This is a genomic window from Streptomyces kebangsaanensis, from assembly GCF_001906585.1.
GTDB lineage: Bacteria > Actinomycetota > Actinomycetes > Streptomycetales > Streptomycetaceae > Streptomyces > Streptomyces kebangsaanensis.
Genome location: NZ_JUJA01000008.1, coordinates 1 through 13,995, shown reverse-complemented (window position 1 = coordinate 13,995; position 13,995 = coordinate 1). Strand labels below are relative to the sequence as shown.

The following is a 13,995-nucleotide window of genomic DNA, read 5'->3' as shown; positions in this document are numbered from 1 at the left end:
CCTTGGCCTTCAGCAGCCGCAGCCTCGGCCCGGGGCCGGAGCGGCCGGAGCGGCGGTGCAGGGCGCGGGCGGCGGCGTCGCCGGCGAACTGGATGGCCGAGATGACCACGGCGAGGATCGCCACGGTGATCCACATCAGCTGGGTGTCGAAGCGCTGGTAGCCGTAGCGGATGGCGATGTCGCCGAGGCCGCCGGCGCCGACGGTGCCGGCCATCGCGGTGTAGCCGATGAGGGCGACGACCGTGGTGGTGGTCGAGGAGATCAGCGAGGGCAGGGACTCGGGTACGAGGACCTTGCGCACGACGGTCCAGGTGTTGCCGCCCATGGCCTGGACGGCCTCGACCAGCCCGCCGTCCACTTCGCGGACGGCCGTCTCGACGAGCCGGGCGAAGAAGGGGATGGCGCCGATGGCCAGCGGCACGATGGCGGCCTCGCGGCCGATCGTGGTACCGGTGACCCAGCGGGTGAAGCCCATCAGGGCGACCATCAGGATGATGAACGGCATCGAGCGGGTGATGTTCACGACCTGCCCGATCACCTTGTTGGCGACCACGTTCTGCAGCAGCCCACCCCGGTCGGTGAGGACCAGCAGGATGCCGAGGGGAAGGCCGCCGGCGACGGCGATGAGCGTGGACCAGCCGACCATGTAGAGGGTGTCCCAACAGGCCTCGGACAGCAGCGGCTGCATCTCGGACCAGGTCACTTGGCACCTTCCTTCACCAGCACGGGCTGCTGGGCCGTGGCGTGGTCGACGACGCCGATCTGCAGACCCTGTTCGCGCAGGAAGCCGATGGGCACCACGTTGTCCTCGTAGCGGCCGGGCAGTTCGATGCGCATCCGGCCGACCTGGAGGCCGCCGACGGTGTCGATGGCGGCGCCGAGGATCGATATGTCGATGTTGTAGGTGCGGGCCAGCTGGGAGATGACGGGCTGGGTGGCGCTGTCGCCGTGGAAGGTGACGTCGACGACGGTCCGGTCCTCGCCGGAGGCGTCCCCGCCGACCGGGAAGAGCGCGGCGGCCAGCTCCGAGCCCGGGGTGGCGAGCAGTTCGCTCACCGTGCCGGACTCGACGATGCGGCCCTTCTCCATGAGCGCGGCGGAGTCGCAGACCGACTTCACGACGTCCATCTCGTGCGTGATGAGCAGCACGGTCAGACCGAGCTGCCGGTTCAGGTCGCGCAGCAGCTGGAGGATGGAGCGGGTGGTCTCCGGGTCGAGGGCGCTGGTGGCCTCGTCGGACAGCAGGACCTTGGGGTCGCCGGCCAGGGCGCGGGCGATGCCGACGCGCTGCTTCTGGCCGCCGGAGAGCTGGGCGGGGTAGGCCCCGGCCTTGTCGGCGAGACCGACGAGGTCGAGCAGTCCGAGCGCCTTGCTGGAACGTTCCTTCCCGGACTTGCCGAGGATCTCCAGGGGGAGCTCGACGTTGTCCTGCACGGTGCGCGAGGACAGCAGGTTGAAGTGCTGGAAGACCATGCCGATCCTGCTGCGCGCCCGCCGCAGCTCCTTGCCCGCCCGGGGACCGCGCCCGGCGAGGGCGGTGAGGTCCTGTCCGGCGACGGTGACCGTGCCGGAGGTGGGGCGCTCCAGCAGGTTGACGCAGCGGATCAGCGAGGACTTGCCGGCGCCGGACTGGCCGATGACGCCGTACACCTCGCCCTCGCGGACGTGCAGGTCGACGCCGTCGAGCGCGGTGATCTCGCGGCCGCGCGAACTGTAGACCTTGGTGAGGCCCGATGTGGTGATCACGTGGGTTTCCGTCACTGTCGAGTGCGCGGCGCGTCCTGGGCGCCGGGCACGGCATTCATGGTCGGGGACAGCCAGAACGCAGCACGGTTCCCGCAGAAGTGCTCGAACCGGGAGAAACGTGTGCGCGGGGGCGTGGCTCAGCCGCGGGTTCCGGGCGGGCCGGGCGCGGACGTGAGCGGGCTCTCGCTTCGGGGCGCGAGGCTCAGTTGGTGCAGGGGCCCTCTAGCAGGCACACATTCGACGTACAGCACGCATGCAACGAGCACCGGGCGGCACAGTCGCCTCGGTCGCCGGGATGCGGTCGCTCGTCGTGGTCATGCGGTCAGTAAACCAGACCTACGGTGCTGACAGGCCACCTCTGTCCACATGTTGGACACACGTGGACACCCCGCCCGCACGGCGCGGACCTCGGGGTTCGCACCTTTGACCAGTACCGACAAGGCCTGCCACCGCTGTTGGGGAGACCGGGGACGGGGCACGCGGCGCGCCGGGCTGTGGCCAACGCCACGGCGGCGGACCCGGGGGCGGCCGGCCGGAATCGCATGCCCGGGCCGGGCGCGGCGGTGTGTTCGCCCCGTAATAAGGTCGCAGCATGCTTGATGCCCTGACGCTGGTGACCGGCGTCGCCGCGCTGCTGCTCGCCGCCTGGTGCGGCTGGGCGGCCCACCGCGACCAGCCGACGAAGGACTGGCACTTCATCGGGATGGCCGTGGTCTCGGTGCTGGCTCTCGTCCAGCTGGTGATCGGGGTCGTGGCGCTGGCGCGGGGCGAGAAGCCGGCCCAGGGGACGACGATCTTCGTGGCGTATCTGCTGGGCGCCTTCGCGTGCGTTCCGGCGGCCGGGCTCATGTCGCTGACCGAGCGCACGCGCTGGGGTTCGGTGACGGTCGCGGCGAGTGGTGTCGTCCTCGCCGTGCTGCAGGTACGGCTCTACGACATCTGGGGAGGCTGAGATGACCACCGTGGAGGAGAAGCCGGCCGGGACTCGGCTCGTCAGCGGTCCGGGCATGCTGCTGGTCTGGCTGTACGGCGTGATGGTCGTCGGCGCGGTGTCGCGCTCGGCCTACCAGATCGCGACGGAGTTCGACCGGGCGCCGCTCGCCTACTCGCTGTCGGCCGTCGCCGGCGTGGTGTACGGCTTCATCACGTACTCGCTGGTGCGCGGCGGGGAGACGGCTCGCAGGCTGGCCCTGGTGTGCTGCGCGGTGGAGCTCGCGGGTGTGCTGGCGGTCGGGACCTGGACCCTCGTCGACCCGTCCGCGTTCCCCGACGCGACCGTGTGGTCGAAGTACGGCATGGGCTACGTCTTCGTCCCGGTGCTGCTCCCGCTGTCGGCCATGTACTGGCTGCGCAGGTCCCGGAAGCAGCAACCGGAAGCCGTCTAGAGGGCGGCGGGTCGTGGGGCGGGAAATCGGCGGTCGGCCGCCGGCCCGGGGGGCGGGGGCGTCGGGGGTTCCCTGACCGGAGAGCTCGGGGGAGCGTGCCGGGTCCCTTGTCCGCGGCATGGTCCGCCGGGCGGGCCCTGGGTCCGCGGCCCGGTCTACGCGGTCGCCGCGTAGGTGCCGGCCTGTTTCTCCAGGACGACCATCGGGACGCCGTCGGCTCCCCGGGAGGTGCCCACCGGCCGGTAGCCGACGCGCCGGTACAGGCGCAGGTTGCCCTCGCTGCGGTGGCCGGTGTGCAGGCGGAACCTGGTGGCGCCGCGCTCCTCGGCCAGCGCGGACTCGGCCGCGCGCAGCAGCCGGGCGCCGATGCCGTGTCCCTGCAGGCGCGGGTGGACGCAGAGCATGCCGATGGAGGCCGCGCCGTCCTCGGTGATCCGGCCGCGCACCGAGCCGACCACCTCCTCGCCGAGCCGCGCCACGAAGACGCAGTCCCGGGCGACCTCCTGACGGACCGAGTCGAGACGCTCGACGAGCGGGTCGATGCGGTAGTTGCCGTAGAGGGCGGCCTCGCTCTGGAAGCACAGGTACTGCAGCCTGAAGATCTGCTCCGCGTCCTGTTCGGCCGCCGCAGAGATGGTCACGCTCATGCCCATGTGCGCATGCCTCCCGCTCACCTGATCACCTGCCGTCCCTCACTCCTATCCCCGCGCTCGACGGGCCGCAACCTCCGGCGCGAGCAAACGTCGCAGACATCCCAGACATCTGGAACGTTCCGGACCGATGCCGCCCTGTGGGATACCCAACTCCACCGCGATCTCCCGGTAGGTGAGGTCCCGCGGCGACAACAGCGCTTCCAGCAGCCGGGGACAGCGGCCGGGCAGCCGGCGCACCGCCGCGCGCAGGGCGCGGCGGTGGACGGAGGCCAGGGCGAGGTGTTCGGGACCGCGCTCGCCGTCGTCGGCGGGTTCCAGGTCGTACGGCCGCTCGACGCCGTGCGTACGGCGGACGCGGCTCGCCTCGCCGCGCACGGCCCCGCGCAGCCAGCTCTGCGGATCGTGCGGGAGGCCCTCCGTCTCCAGGAGCTCCAGCAGCCGTAGCCAGACCGCCTGTTCGAGGTCGCCGGGCTCCGTTCCGGAGGCGTGTGCCTCCGCCGAGGCCTCGGCGGCGAGCAGCGGACGCAGGGCGACGAGCAGGTCGTGGGTCATGTGCGGCACGACGCGGCCGTCCCGGCAGCGGGTTGCCGGGACGGCCTGGGTTCACCCCGAGCGGGTGGGGCGGTTCAGCGGTTGACGTGCCGGCCGCTCAGGAAGTCCTCGCGGGCGAGCAGTCCGGTGTCCGGGTTGTCGGTGAAGATCCCGTCGATGCCGGTGGCGAAGTACGCCTGGAACAGGCCGAAGACGTCACCGTAGGCGTCGGCGGCGGTCCCCTTGCGGAACTTCGGCGGCAGGAAGGGGTTTTCGTTGCGGACGGTGTAGGGGTGCAGGATCAGGCCCACGGCGTGCGCGTCGCGGACGAGGCTGCTCGGCTCGGTGAGGTCGCCGTTCGCATCCTTGGGGATGACCAGATCGACGGTCGGGCCGATGCCCTGCGCGTAGGAGGCGATCTCCCGCAGGCCCTTCTTGGTGACGAGGTCGGCGACCGTGCGCGGGTCGCCCGCCTCGACGAAGTCCCAGGGACGGGTGTTCGCGCCCGACAGCAGCACGACGAGCGGGGTGTCGACGAGCTTGTTCAGCCGCTGGATGCTGGTCGGCTCGAAGGACTGCAGGATGACCGGCGAGTTCTTCCTGTCCTTGCCGTACTTGCGCAGCAGCTTGGCGGCCCGCTCCTCCAGGCCCAGGCCCAGCTTGCGGAAGTACGTCGGATGCTTGAGCTCGGGGTAGATCCACACCTGCCGACCGCGCTTGCGGGTCTGCTCGTCCTGCCACGTCAGGACCTCTTCGAAGGTGGGGATCCCCCAGCGGCCGTCGTAGAGGGTGCTGTGCGGGCGGTTGGCCGGGATGCGCTCGACCGCGCGGAGCCTCTTCAGCTCGGCGAGGGTGAAGTCCTCGGTGAACCAGCCGGTGGTCGGGACGCCGTCGAGGGACTTGGTGGTCCTGCGGCCGGCGAACTCCGGGTGGTCGGCCACGTCCGTGGTACCGCCGATCTCCGGCTCGTGCCGGCACACCAGGTGGCCGTCCCTGGTGGACACCAGGTCGCCGGCCTCGACGACGTGGGCGCCGAGGTCCAGGGCCAGGTCGTAGGAGCCGAACGTGTGCTCGGGCCGGTAGCCGCTGGCGCCCCGGTGGCCGACGATCGTCGGCACGGGCAGGCTCTTCAGCCCGCCGCCCCGCCCTCCGGCGGCCCCGCCGTACCCCGCCGCCCCGGCCGCACCGGGCAGCCCGAGCACCGCTCCGCCCGCGCCCAGCACCGCCGCCCCGAGCACCGCCCGGCGCCCGGCCCCGCGTGCCTGCTCGTCCGGCTCCTGCGTCCCCATGAGCGCCTCCCGCTCTCGTGTCGTCGTGCGCGCGCCGATCGTAGGTGCGCGCCGGTGACGACCGGGAGAGCGCGTGACGAACGCGGGAGTGACTCCGGATGTCGTCGGAAGCCGTACGGGACACAGCGGACTTAAGAGGCAGGACGGGTGACGCCCCGTCGGCATGACCCGGACCCGCTCGGGAAGGCGGATTCAGTGGCCGGCGTCGCGGTCCGTTCCTCCAGAACGGTGAGCGACCTCAGTCACACCGTTCCGTACGGGTTACCGAGGTGCTACGGGCCTCCCGCGCAGGTAAACGTATGTCAACAGTGCGTAAGACGTGGTGAGCCCGATGTGCAATCGGGCCCGGGGCGCGAGTATCGTCCTCACCTGCACAGACTCCCGTACAATCCCTCGACATCTCTGACACCGGAGGGCCCGTTGTCCCGCTTCGCGTTCATCAAGGCAGTGCTCGGACCGATCATGCGCCTGATGTTCCGCCCACGGGTGGAGGGCGCGGAGCGCATCCCGGGCGACGGCCCCGTCATCCTGGCCGGCAACCACCTGACCTTCATCGACTCGATGATCCTGCCCCTCGTCTGCGACCGGCAGGTCTTCTTCATCGGCAAGGACGAGTACGTCACGGGCAAGGGCCTCAAGGGCCGGCTGATGGCCTGGTTCTTCACCGGGGTCGGCATGATCCCGGTCGACCGCGACGGCGGCAAGGGCGGGGTCGCGGCCCTGATGACGGGCCGCCGGATCCTGGAGGAGGGCAACATCTTCGGCATCTACCCCGAGGGCACGCGCTCCCCCGACGGCCGCCTGTACCGGGGGCGCACCGGTATCGCGCGTCTGACGCTGATGACCGGTGCGCCGGTGGTGCCGTTCGCGATGATCGGCACGGACAAGATCCAGCCGGGCGGGTCGGGGATGCCGCGGCCGTGCCGGGTCACGGTCCGCTTCGGCGAGCCGATGGAGTTCTCCCGGTACGAGGGGATGGACCGGGACCGGTATGTGCTGCGGGCGGTGACGGACTCCGTGATGACCGAGGTCATGCGGCTGTCCGGCCAGGAGTACGTCGACATGTACGCCACCAAGGCGAAGGCGGCGTGACCCGCGCTCCTCACAGTCTCTGCCCCTTCAGCAGGAACCACGCCGCCACCGCCGTTGCCAGCAGGACCGCCGCTCCCGCTCCCGAGGCCAGGTGGAGGCCGTGGAGGAAGGCGTCCCGGGCCGCGTGGAGCATGGCCTCGGAGGTGTGGGGCGGCAGGGTCGTCGCCGCCTCCACCGCGCCGCCCAGGGATTCACGGGCCGCGGGCGGTGTGCCCGCCGGGCCGGTGAAGTCCCGGTAGGTGGCCGTCACGATGGAGCCGAGCAGGGCGATGCCGAGGGCCGCGCCGAGTTCGTACGCCGTCTCGGAGACCGCCGAGGCCGCGCCCGCCTGGTCCTTGGGTACGCCGGTCAGGATCACGTCCGCGGTCACCGTGAAGGAGAGGCCGGCGCCGACGCCGACCACCAGCAGGGCGGCGCCCAGCAGCGGGTAGCCGGTGGACCGGGTGAGGGTGGTCAGGACGGCCAGCGCCAGGCCCACGGCGGCCAGTCCGCCGGAGACCACGGCCCGCACGGAGAAGCGCCGGGCCGCCCGGCCGGCGACCAGACCGGCCGCCACCGCGCCCACGGCGGCGGGCACTTCGGCCAGGCCCGCCTCGAACGGCCGCCTGCCCTGCACCAGTTGCAGGTACTGGGACAGGAAGAACACCAGACCGGACATGCCGAGCACGGTCAGCAGGTCGGCCAGGACGGCGCCGGAGAAGCCCCGGCTGCGGAAGAGCCGCATGTCCAGCAGCGGGGCCGGCAGGGTGAGCTGGCGGCGGACGAAGCCGTACAGCGCGGCCGCGCCCAGCAGGCCCGTGGCCAGGACCGTCCAGGTGACTCCGTGCGCGGCGGCCTCCTTGACGGCGTAGACGACACCGACCGTGCCGACCAGTGACAGGACGACGCCGGCCAGGTCCCAGGGGCCCGGACTGGGGTTGCGGGACTCGGGCAGCAGCCGGATGCCGACCAGGACGAGCACCGCCATCACGGGCAGGTTGATGAGGAAGACCGAGCCCCACCAGAAGTGCTCCAGCAGGAGTCCGCCGACGATCGGGCCGACCGCCGTGCCGGCCGAGGCGGTCGCGCCCCAGATGCCGACGGCGAGGCTGCGCTCGCGCGGGTCGTGGAAGAGGTTGCGGATCAGGGCGAGCGTGGCGGGCATCAGGGTGGCGCCGGCGACGCCGAGCAGCGCCCGGGCCAGGATCAGCAGCTCGGGTGTGGTGGCGTAGGCGTTGAGGACGGACACCGCGCCGAACGCCGTGGCGCCGCCGAGCAGGATGCGCTTGCGGCCGACGCGGTCGCCGAGGCTGCCCATGGAGACCAGCAGACCGGCGATGACGAACGAGTAGATGTCACCCATCCACAGCAGCTGGGTGCCGGAGGGCCTGAGGTCCTCGCTGATGTAGGGGGTCGCGAGACCGAGGACGGTCGCGTCGACGGCCACCAGCAGCACGGCCAGGACGAGGACGCAGAGCGCGAGCCAGCGGCCCGGGCGCTCCTCCACCCCCTCCTCATGTGCCGGCTGCAGGGTGCTGGTCATGGTCCCTCTCTCCGTGGTTCTCCCGCGCCGGTTCCTCCGTGCGCAGTGCGCCGCCGAGCATCAGCTCGACGATCATGTGGTGGAAGTCCTTGGGGGCGGCCTTGCCGCTCAGGACGACGTAGGCGCCGGAGGCGATCAGTCCGAACAGCGCCTCGGTGAGCCAGGCCGGGGTGAGGTCGACACGGAACTCGCCGCTGAGCCGGCCGCGCCGGAACAGCGCGGAGACGCGCTCGTCGATCCGGGCCCAGCCCTCGTTCTGCTCCTCGCCCTCGAACAGCTGGTTCTCGGTGTAGAGGAAGGAGAGCAGCCCGGCGGCCGGCTCGAGCTCGCGGACCAGCCTCCGTACGGCGTCGGCGGCCGGCCCGTCCTCCGGGCGGGCCGCGTCGAGGGCGGCCTCGCACTCCTCGATGCCGAGCGCTTCCAGCGCCCTGACCAGGGCTTCCCGCCCGGCGAAATGACGGTGCAGCGTGGCCCGGCTGATCCCGGCCGCTCTGGCGACCTCGTCCAGGGTGGCGGTGGATTTGTGGGTGAGCAGGGCGGCCGCGCTGCGCAGCACGTGGTCACGGTCGACAGCCATGAGACGACGTTACCTCATGTGAGACATTGATGTCTCATCACAGGCACGCGTGTCTCACCTTCTCGTGTTCAGGAGGGGCGGTGGGGCTCAGTGCCAGGGCAGCCGACCGCGTTGCCGCCAGTACGCCTGCGGGTCCTCCGCCAGCGCGTCCAGGCGGGTGAGCTGGTCCTCGTCGAGGTCCACGGCCGGGGCGTGCAGGTTGGAGGCGAGCTGGCCGAGGGTGGCGGCGCCGGAGAGGACGACTCCGGCCCACGGGCGGCGCAGGACCAGGGCGAGGGCGACCGCGTCGCAGCCGAGGCCCGCCTCCCGGGCGACGGCCTTGAGGGGCTCGGGGGCGTGGGGCTCGGCGAGGCGCCCGTTGGCCATGCCCTCCTTGACGATCACCGTGAGTCCGGCGTCGTGCGCCTCGGCGAGGGCGGGTCCGGCGGAGGTCTCCAGGGCGTTGTACGTCGACTGGACGGTACGGAAGAGACGCTCGCCGTCGACGGTCACGGCGAGGGCGGCCCGGACGGCGTCGGCCTGGGCGGGCCCGCTGGTGGAGAAGCCGATGGTGAGGCCCTGCGCGGCGGCCTCGGCGAGGCGCGCGTGCAGCTCCTTGTCGGTGAGGGCGGGACTGTCCGGGGTCACCGAGTGGATCTGGTAGAGGTCGAGGCGGTCGCCGAGCAGTGCGGCGGTCTCGGCACGCTGTCGCTCGTAGGCGGCGAGGCTGTGGTCCTTGACCTCGTGCCGCTCGGCGTCGGTGGTCCAGTCCGCCGTGTAGGTGTAGCCCCACTTGCTGCCGATCACCACGTCGCCGGCGTCGGGGCGGGCCCTGAGCCAGTCGGCCAGGAACTCCTCGGAGCGGCCGTAGGAGCGGGCGGCGTCGAAGTAGCGGACGCCCTGGGCGTAGGCGGCGTCCAGGAGTTCACGGGTGCGCTCGCGCAGGGCGTCGACGGTGCGGTCGGCCGGGAGGTCTCGGTCCCGGCCGAGGTTGATGTAACCGGGCCGCCCGACCGCGGCGAGCCCCAGGCCGATGTGACAGGTGGGGGTCGTGGCCGAGGCCAGTCGGGCGAAGGGCATCGCGGGCTCCGTTCGGTCGCTTCCTTACGGCTGTGGACCAACGTAACCCGCGACGCCCCGCCACGTGCGTACCGCTACTTCTTCGCGTCCGCCCACCGGTGCTGTGCCGCCACGTCCGCCTTGACCTCGGCGAGCTGGACGGCGACCGCGCTCGGGGCGGTGCCGCCGCGCCCGCTGCGGGAGGCGAGGGCGCCGGGGACGTCGAGGACGGTGCGCACCTCGGGGGTCAGGTGGGCGGAGATCTTCGCGAACTGCTCGTCGGTGAGCTCGTCCAGCTCCTTGCCCTCGGCCTCGGCGACCTTCACGCACTCGCCGGCGACCTCGTGCGCCACCCGGAACGGCACGCCCCGCCTGACCAGCCACTCGGCGATGTCGGTGGCCAGCGAGAAGCCGGCCGGGGCCAGCTCCTCCATGCGCTCGCGGTGGACGGTGAGGGTGGCGATCATGCCGGTGAAGGCGGGGAGCAGGACCTCCAGCTGGTCGCAGGAGTCGAAGACGGGCTCCTTGTCCTCCTGCAGGTCGCGGTTGTAGGCGAGGGGCAGGGCCTTCAGCGTCGCCATCAGGCCCGTCAGGTTGCCGATCAGCCGGCCGGACTTGCCGCGGGCCAGCTCCGCGATGTCCGGGTTCTTCTTCTGCGGCATGATCGAGGAGCCGGTCGAGAAGGCGTCGTGCAGGGTCACGAAGGAGAACTCCTTCGTGTTCCAGATGATGATCTCCTCGGCGATGCGGGAGAGGTTCACGCCGATCATCGCGGTGATGAAGGCGAACTCGGCGACGAAGTCCCGGGAGGCCGTGCCGTCGATGGAGTTGCCGGCGCTGCCGTGCTCGAAGCCGAGGTCCCGCGCCACCGCCTCCGGGTCCAGGCCGAGGCTGCTGCCCGCCAGCGCCCCGGAGCCGTACGGCGACACCGCCGTCCGCTCGTCCCACTGGCGCAGCCGCTCGGCGTCCCGCGTCAGGGACTGGACGTGCGCGAGGACGTGGTGGGCGAAGAGGACGGGCTGGGCGTGCTGGAGGTGGGTGCGGCCGGGCATGGCCACGTCCGGGTGGGCCTCCGCGAGGCCGATCAGCGCGCCCTGGAGGTCGGCGATCAGGCCGCCGATGATCCGGGCGTGGTCGCGCAGGTACATGCGGAAGAGGGTGGCGACCTGGTCGTTGCGGGACCGGCCGGCGCGCAGCTTGCCGCCGAGGTCGGGGCCGAGGCGCTCGAGCAGGCCGCGCTCCAGGGCGGTGTGCACGTCCTCGTCGGCGATGGTGCCGGTGAAGTCGCCCGAGGCCACGTCCGCCTCGAGCCGGTCGAGCCCGGCCAGCATGCGCTGGAGCTCGTCCTCGGTGAGCAGGCCCGCCGTGTGCAGCACGCGCGCGTGGGCGCGGGAGCCGGCGATGTCGTAGGGCGCGAGCCGCCAGTCGAAGTGGACGGACGCGGACAGCTTCGCCAGGGCCTCGGCGGGACCGTCGGCGAAACGGCCGCCCCAGAGCCGTACGTCACCGCTGTTGCTGCTCACTGCGTTGCTCCTCGGAAGATGGCGGTGTGCGGCCGCCTCCCCACTTCCGGTGAGTGAGGAGGCGGCTGTCAGGCTGATGCGTGTGAGGGGATCGTCAGGGCGTTACGCCAGGTCGCGCTTGGCCGCGATCTTCGACGACAGGCTGTAGATGTCGATGAAGCCCTTGGCCGCGGACTGGTCGAAGGTGTCGCCGGTGTCGTACGTGGCGAGGTTGAAGTCGTACAGCGACTCCTGCGAGCGCCGGCCGGTGACGACCGCGCGACCGCCGTGCAGGGTCATCCGGATGTCGCCGGAGACGTGCTGGTTGGCCTCGTTGATGAAGCCGTCCAGGGCGCGCTTGAGCGGGGAGAACCACAGGCCGTCGTAGACGAGCTCGCCCCAGCGCTGCTCGACCTGCCGCTTGTAGCGGGCGAGTTCGCGCTCGACGGTGACGTTCTCCAGCTCCTGGTGGGCGGTGATCAGGGCGATCGCGCCCGGAGCCTCGTACACCTCGCGGGACTTGATGCCGACGAGGCGGTCCTCGACCATGTCGATCCGGCCGACGCCCTGGGCGCCGGCGCGCTCGTTGAGCTGCTGGATGGCCTGCAGGACGGTGACGGGCTTGCCGTCGATGGCGACCGGGACGCCCTCCTTGAAGGTGATGACCACCTCGTCGGGCCCGCGGGAGGCGGCCGGGTTCTGGGTGTACTCGTAGATGTCCTCGATCGGCGCGTTCCAGATGTCCTCGAGGAAGCCGGTCTCCACGGCGCGGCCGAAGACGTTCTGGTCGATGGAGTACGGGGACTTCTTGGTGGTCGCGATCGGGAGGTTCTTCTCCTCGCAGAACGCGATGGCCTTGTCCCGGGTCATCGCGTAGTCACGGACCGGGGCGATGCACTTCAGGTCGGGGGCGAGGGCGACGATGCCGGCCTCGAAGCGGACCTGGTCGTTGCCCTTGCCGGTGCAGCCGTGGGCGACGGTGGTGGCGCCGTGCTTCTTGGCGGCGGCGACCAGGTGCTTGACGATCGTGGGCCGGGACAGGGCGGAGACCAGCGGGTAGCGGTCCATGTAGAGGGCGTTGGCCTTGATCGCCGGGAGGCAGTACTCGTCGGCGAACTCGTCCTTGGCGTCGGCGACCTCGGCCTCGACGGCACCGCAGGCGAGCGCCCGCTTGCGGATGACGTCCAGGTCCTCGCCGCCCTGGCCGACGTCGACCGCAACGGCGATGACCTCGGCGCCCGTCTCCTCGGCGATCCAGCCGATGGCGACGGAGGTGTCCAGACCGCCCGAGTAGGCGAGTACGACGCGCTCGGTCACGGGTTTCTCCTCACACTGCATTCGCTGACATGCATGAGTATGCAGAACTCTGCATGGTTCGTCAATCCCGGGCGGGGTGCGGCGTGGCGCCGCGGGTTCCGCAAGGTGCCTGCGAAATTCCCCCACCGCCCCTTGAACGAGGGCAACCGCTTTCCCGTATCTCTCGCAGAACGCAGGCGCCGCGTTCGCCATGACAGACACCCCCGATCCGAGTGAGGCATCCGTATGTCCAGGGCCCTTCCGAAGTACGACAGGCGCCGCGTCGCGTTCATCGGCGGCGCGGCCGCAGTGGTGCTGTCCGGTGCGGTCGTCGCCGGTTCCGCGCTGGCCGGGGAGACGTCCCAGCAGGGCGGCGCCCAGAACGCCCGGACCCTGGCGAGCCCCGGCACGATCACGTGCCCGGACGTCAGGTCCCAGCTCCCCGCGGTTCCCGCCTCCGCCCGGGCCGAGATCGACCGCAACCTCGCCCTGCTCGACACCCAGATCCAGGAGGCCAACACCCGCCTGCGGAACACCGTCGGACAGGGCGGCCCCAACTTCGTGCAGAACGCCATCCTCGGCCCCCTCAAGGACAAGCGCGTGGCCACGATCAACCGGATGGCGACGGCGATCGGCCGTACGGCCGCCAAGCCGCAGGGACTGGACTCCCTGGCCGCCTGCACGCTCACCAAGTGAGGTGACAGGCAGCCGTGGCCGCCCCGAACAAGCGCCGGCCGGGGCGGCCGCGGCGGGTCGAGCGGATCGCGCAATTCTTTAGACAGCCGAAAGGAATGCCGGAACAATCGTCAGGCATGGGAAAGACCTATGAGCGCATAGACGGCAGGCTGCGCACGTTCATCGAGGAGCAGCCCCTCTTCTTCACCGCGACCGCCCCGCTGTCCGGCGACGGCACGGTCAACCTCTCCCTCAAGGGGCTGAAAGGTTCCTTCGCGGTGCTCGACGAGCACACCGTGGCCTACCTGGACTTCGCCGGGTCCAACGCGGAGACGATCGCGCACCTGCGCGAGAACGGCCGGATCACCCTCATGTGGTGCGCCTTCCAGGGGCCGCCCAACATCGTCCGCGTCCACGGCAGGGGCGAGCCGGTCTTCCGCGACGACCCGCGCTTCAAGGACCTCCTCAGCCGCTTCCCCGGCATCGACCCGGCCTCGCACGGACTGCGCGCGATCATCGTCGTGCGCGCCGAACTGATCCGGGACACCTGCGGATACGCGGTGCCCTTCATGGCGTACGAGGCGGACCGCGACCTGCACGGCAAGCGCTTCGCGCGCGAGGACGACGCCTCGCTGAACGCGTACTTCACCAAGAAGGAGCACGTGGCCACCAGCCTGGACGGCCTGCCC

General features: G+C 71.4%; 14 protein-coding genes and 1 pseudogene. 5 read left to right on the top strand and 10 right to left on the bottom strand.

What is annotated here, in order from left to right:
• Window positions 1-703: methionine ABC transporter permease (locus tag RH94_RS00345; RefSeq protein ID WP_143203932.1), on the bottom strand; the 703-nt coding region annotated here is incomplete at its 3' end.
• Window positions 700-1,746: a methionine ABC transporter ATP-binding protein gene (locus RH94_RS00340; RefSeq protein WP_073945680.1), complete on the bottom strand. Its 1,047-nt coding sequence runs from the start codon at window positions 1,744-1,746 to the stop codon at window positions 700-702. The genes RH94_RS00340 and RH94_RS00345, both read right to left, overlap by 4 nt.
• 592 nt (window positions 1,747-2,338) lie before the next feature.
• Between RH94_RS00340 and RH94_RS00335 the strand changes: the two genes are divergently transcribed.
• Together RH94_RS00335 and RH94_RS00330 are read left to right on the top strand one after the other, a co-directional pair.
• Complete coding sequence (locus tag RH94_RS00335; RefSeq protein ID WP_073945679.1) at window positions 2,339-2,698, top strand: hypothetical protein; 360 nt, start codon at window positions 2,339-2,341, stop codon at window positions 2,696-2,698.
• A gap of 1 nt (window position 2,699) precedes the next feature.
• Window positions 2,700-3,131, top strand: coding sequence for a hypothetical protein (locus RH94_RS00330; protein WP_073945678.1), 432 nt, complete (start codon window positions 2,700-2,702; stop codon window positions 3,129-3,131).
• 155 nt (window positions 3,132-3,286) lie between these two features.
• On the opposite strand, the gene RH94_RS00325 is transcribed toward RH94_RS00330, so the two are convergent.
• The 3 genes from RH94_RS00325 to RH94_RS00315 all read right to left on the bottom strand — a co-directional run bounded on the left by RH94_RS00325 (window position 3,287) and on the right by RH94_RS00315 (window position 5,604).
• Window positions 3,287-3,784 (bottom strand): GNAT family N-acetyltransferase, encoded by a 498-nt coding sequence (locus tag RH94_RS00325; protein WP_073945677.1) that lies wholly within the window; start codon window positions 3,782-3,784, stop codon window positions 3,287-3,289.
• A 45-nt stretch (window positions 3,785-3,829) separates the two neighbouring features.
• Entirely contained in the window at window positions 3,830-4,336 is a 507-nt protein-coding gene (locus RH94_RS00320; protein ID WP_073945698.1) for an RNA polymerase sigma factor, read from the bottom strand.
• A 74-nt stretch (window positions 4,337-4,410) separates the two neighbouring features.
• Window positions 4,411-5,604: a glycerophosphodiester phosphodiesterase gene (locus RH94_RS00315; protein ID WP_073945676.1), complete on the bottom strand. Its 1,194-nt coding sequence runs from the start codon at window positions 5,602-5,604 to the stop codon at window positions 4,411-4,413.
• 420 nt (window positions 5,605-6,024) lie between these two features.
• Here RH94_RS00315 and RH94_RS00310 point away from each other — a divergent pair, with 420 nt between their 5' ends.
• Entirely contained in the window at window positions 6,025-6,696 is a 672-nt protein-coding gene (locus RH94_RS00310; RefSeq protein WP_073945675.1) for a lysophospholipid acyltransferase family protein, read from the top strand.
• Between the two features lie 10 nt (window positions 6,697-6,706).
• On the opposite strand, the gene RH94_RS00305 is transcribed toward RH94_RS00310, so the two are convergent.
• The 5 genes from RH94_RS00305 to RH94_RS00285 all read right to left on the bottom strand — a co-directional run bounded on the left by RH94_RS00305 (window position 6,707) and on the right by RH94_RS00285 (window position 12,652).
• Window positions 6,707-8,218, bottom strand: coding sequence for an MFS transporter (locus tag RH94_RS00305; protein WP_073945674.1), 1,512 nt, complete (start codon window positions 8,216-8,218; stop codon window positions 6,707-6,709).
• Window positions 8,190-8,795 carry a TetR/AcrR family transcriptional regulator gene (locus RH94_RS00300; protein ID WP_073945673.1) on the bottom strand — a complete coding sequence of 202 codons (606 nt, stop codon included), beginning with the start codon at window positions 8,793-8,795 and terminating at the stop codon, window positions 8,190-8,192. The genes RH94_RS00305 and RH94_RS00300 overlap by 29 nt, the downstream gene beginning before the upstream one ends.
• An 87-nt stretch (window positions 8,796-8,882) precedes the next feature.
• Window positions 8,883-9,854: an aldo/keto reductase gene (locus tag RH94_RS00295; RefSeq protein ID WP_073945672.1), complete on the bottom strand. Its 972-nt coding sequence runs from the start codon at window positions 9,852-9,854 to the stop codon at window positions 8,883-8,885.
• 74 nt (window positions 9,855-9,928) lie between these two features.
• The gene (gene argH / locus RH94_RS00290) at window positions 9,929-11,356 is read right to left on the bottom strand and encodes an argininosuccinate lyase (protein ID WP_073945671.1); all 1,428 of its coding nucleotides are present in this window, start codon (window positions 11,354-11,356) and stop codon (window positions 9,929-9,931) included.
• Window positions 11,357-11,458: 102 nt separating this feature from the next.
• A complete protein-coding gene (locus RH94_RS00285) occupies window positions 11,459-12,652 on the bottom strand; it encodes an argininosuccinate synthase (RefSeq protein WP_073945670.1) in 1,194 nt (397 codons plus the stop codon).
• A 225-nt stretch (window positions 12,653-12,877) separates the two neighbouring features.
• Here RH94_RS00285 and RH94_RS00280 point away from each other — a divergent pair.
• Together RH94_RS00280 and RH94_RS00275 are read left to right on the top strand one after the other, a co-directional pair.
• A pseudogene (locus RH94_RS00280) lies at window positions 12,878-13,318 on the top strand (hypothetical protein); the annotation flags it as partial.
• Window positions 13,319-13,443: 125 nt separating this feature from the next.
• A partial coding sequence (locus RH94_RS00275) for a pyridoxamine 5'-phosphate oxidase family protein (RefSeq protein WP_073945668.1) occupies window positions 13,444-13,995 on the top strand: 552 nt, incomplete at its 3' end.

Coding starts and splice junctions, on each gene's coding strand:
- RH94_RS00300 (WP_073945673.1), bottom strand. CDS start 8,795: ATGGCTGTCGACCGTGACCACGTGCTGCGCAGCGCGGCCGCCCTGCTC.
- RH94_RS00305 (WP_073945674.1), bottom strand. CDS start 8,218: ATGACCAGCACCCTGCAGCCGGCACATGAGGAGGGGGTGGAGGAGCGC.
- RH94_RS00320 (WP_073945698.1), bottom strand. CDS start 4,336: ATGACCCACGACCTGCTCGTCGCCCTGCGTCCGCTGCTCGCCGCCGAG.
- RH94_RS00325 (WP_073945677.1), bottom strand. CDS start 3,784: ATGGGCATGAGCGTGACCATCTCTGCGGCGGCCGAACAGGACGCGGAG.
- RH94_RS00330 (WP_073945678.1), top strand. CDS start 2,700: ATGACCACCGTGGAGGAGAAGCCGGCCGGGACTCGGCTCGTCAGCGGT.
- RH94_RS00295 (WP_073945672.1), bottom strand. CDS start 9,854: ATGCCCTTCGCCCGACTGGCCTCGGCCACGACCCCCACCTGTCACATC.
- RH94_RS00335 (WP_073945679.1), top strand. CDS start 2,339: ATGCTTGATGCCCTGACGCTGGTGACCGGCGTCGCCGCGCTGCTGCTC.
- RH94_RS00315 (WP_073945676.1), bottom strand. CDS start 5,604: ATGGGGACGCAGGAGCCGGACGAGCAGGCACGCGGGGCCGGGCGCCGG.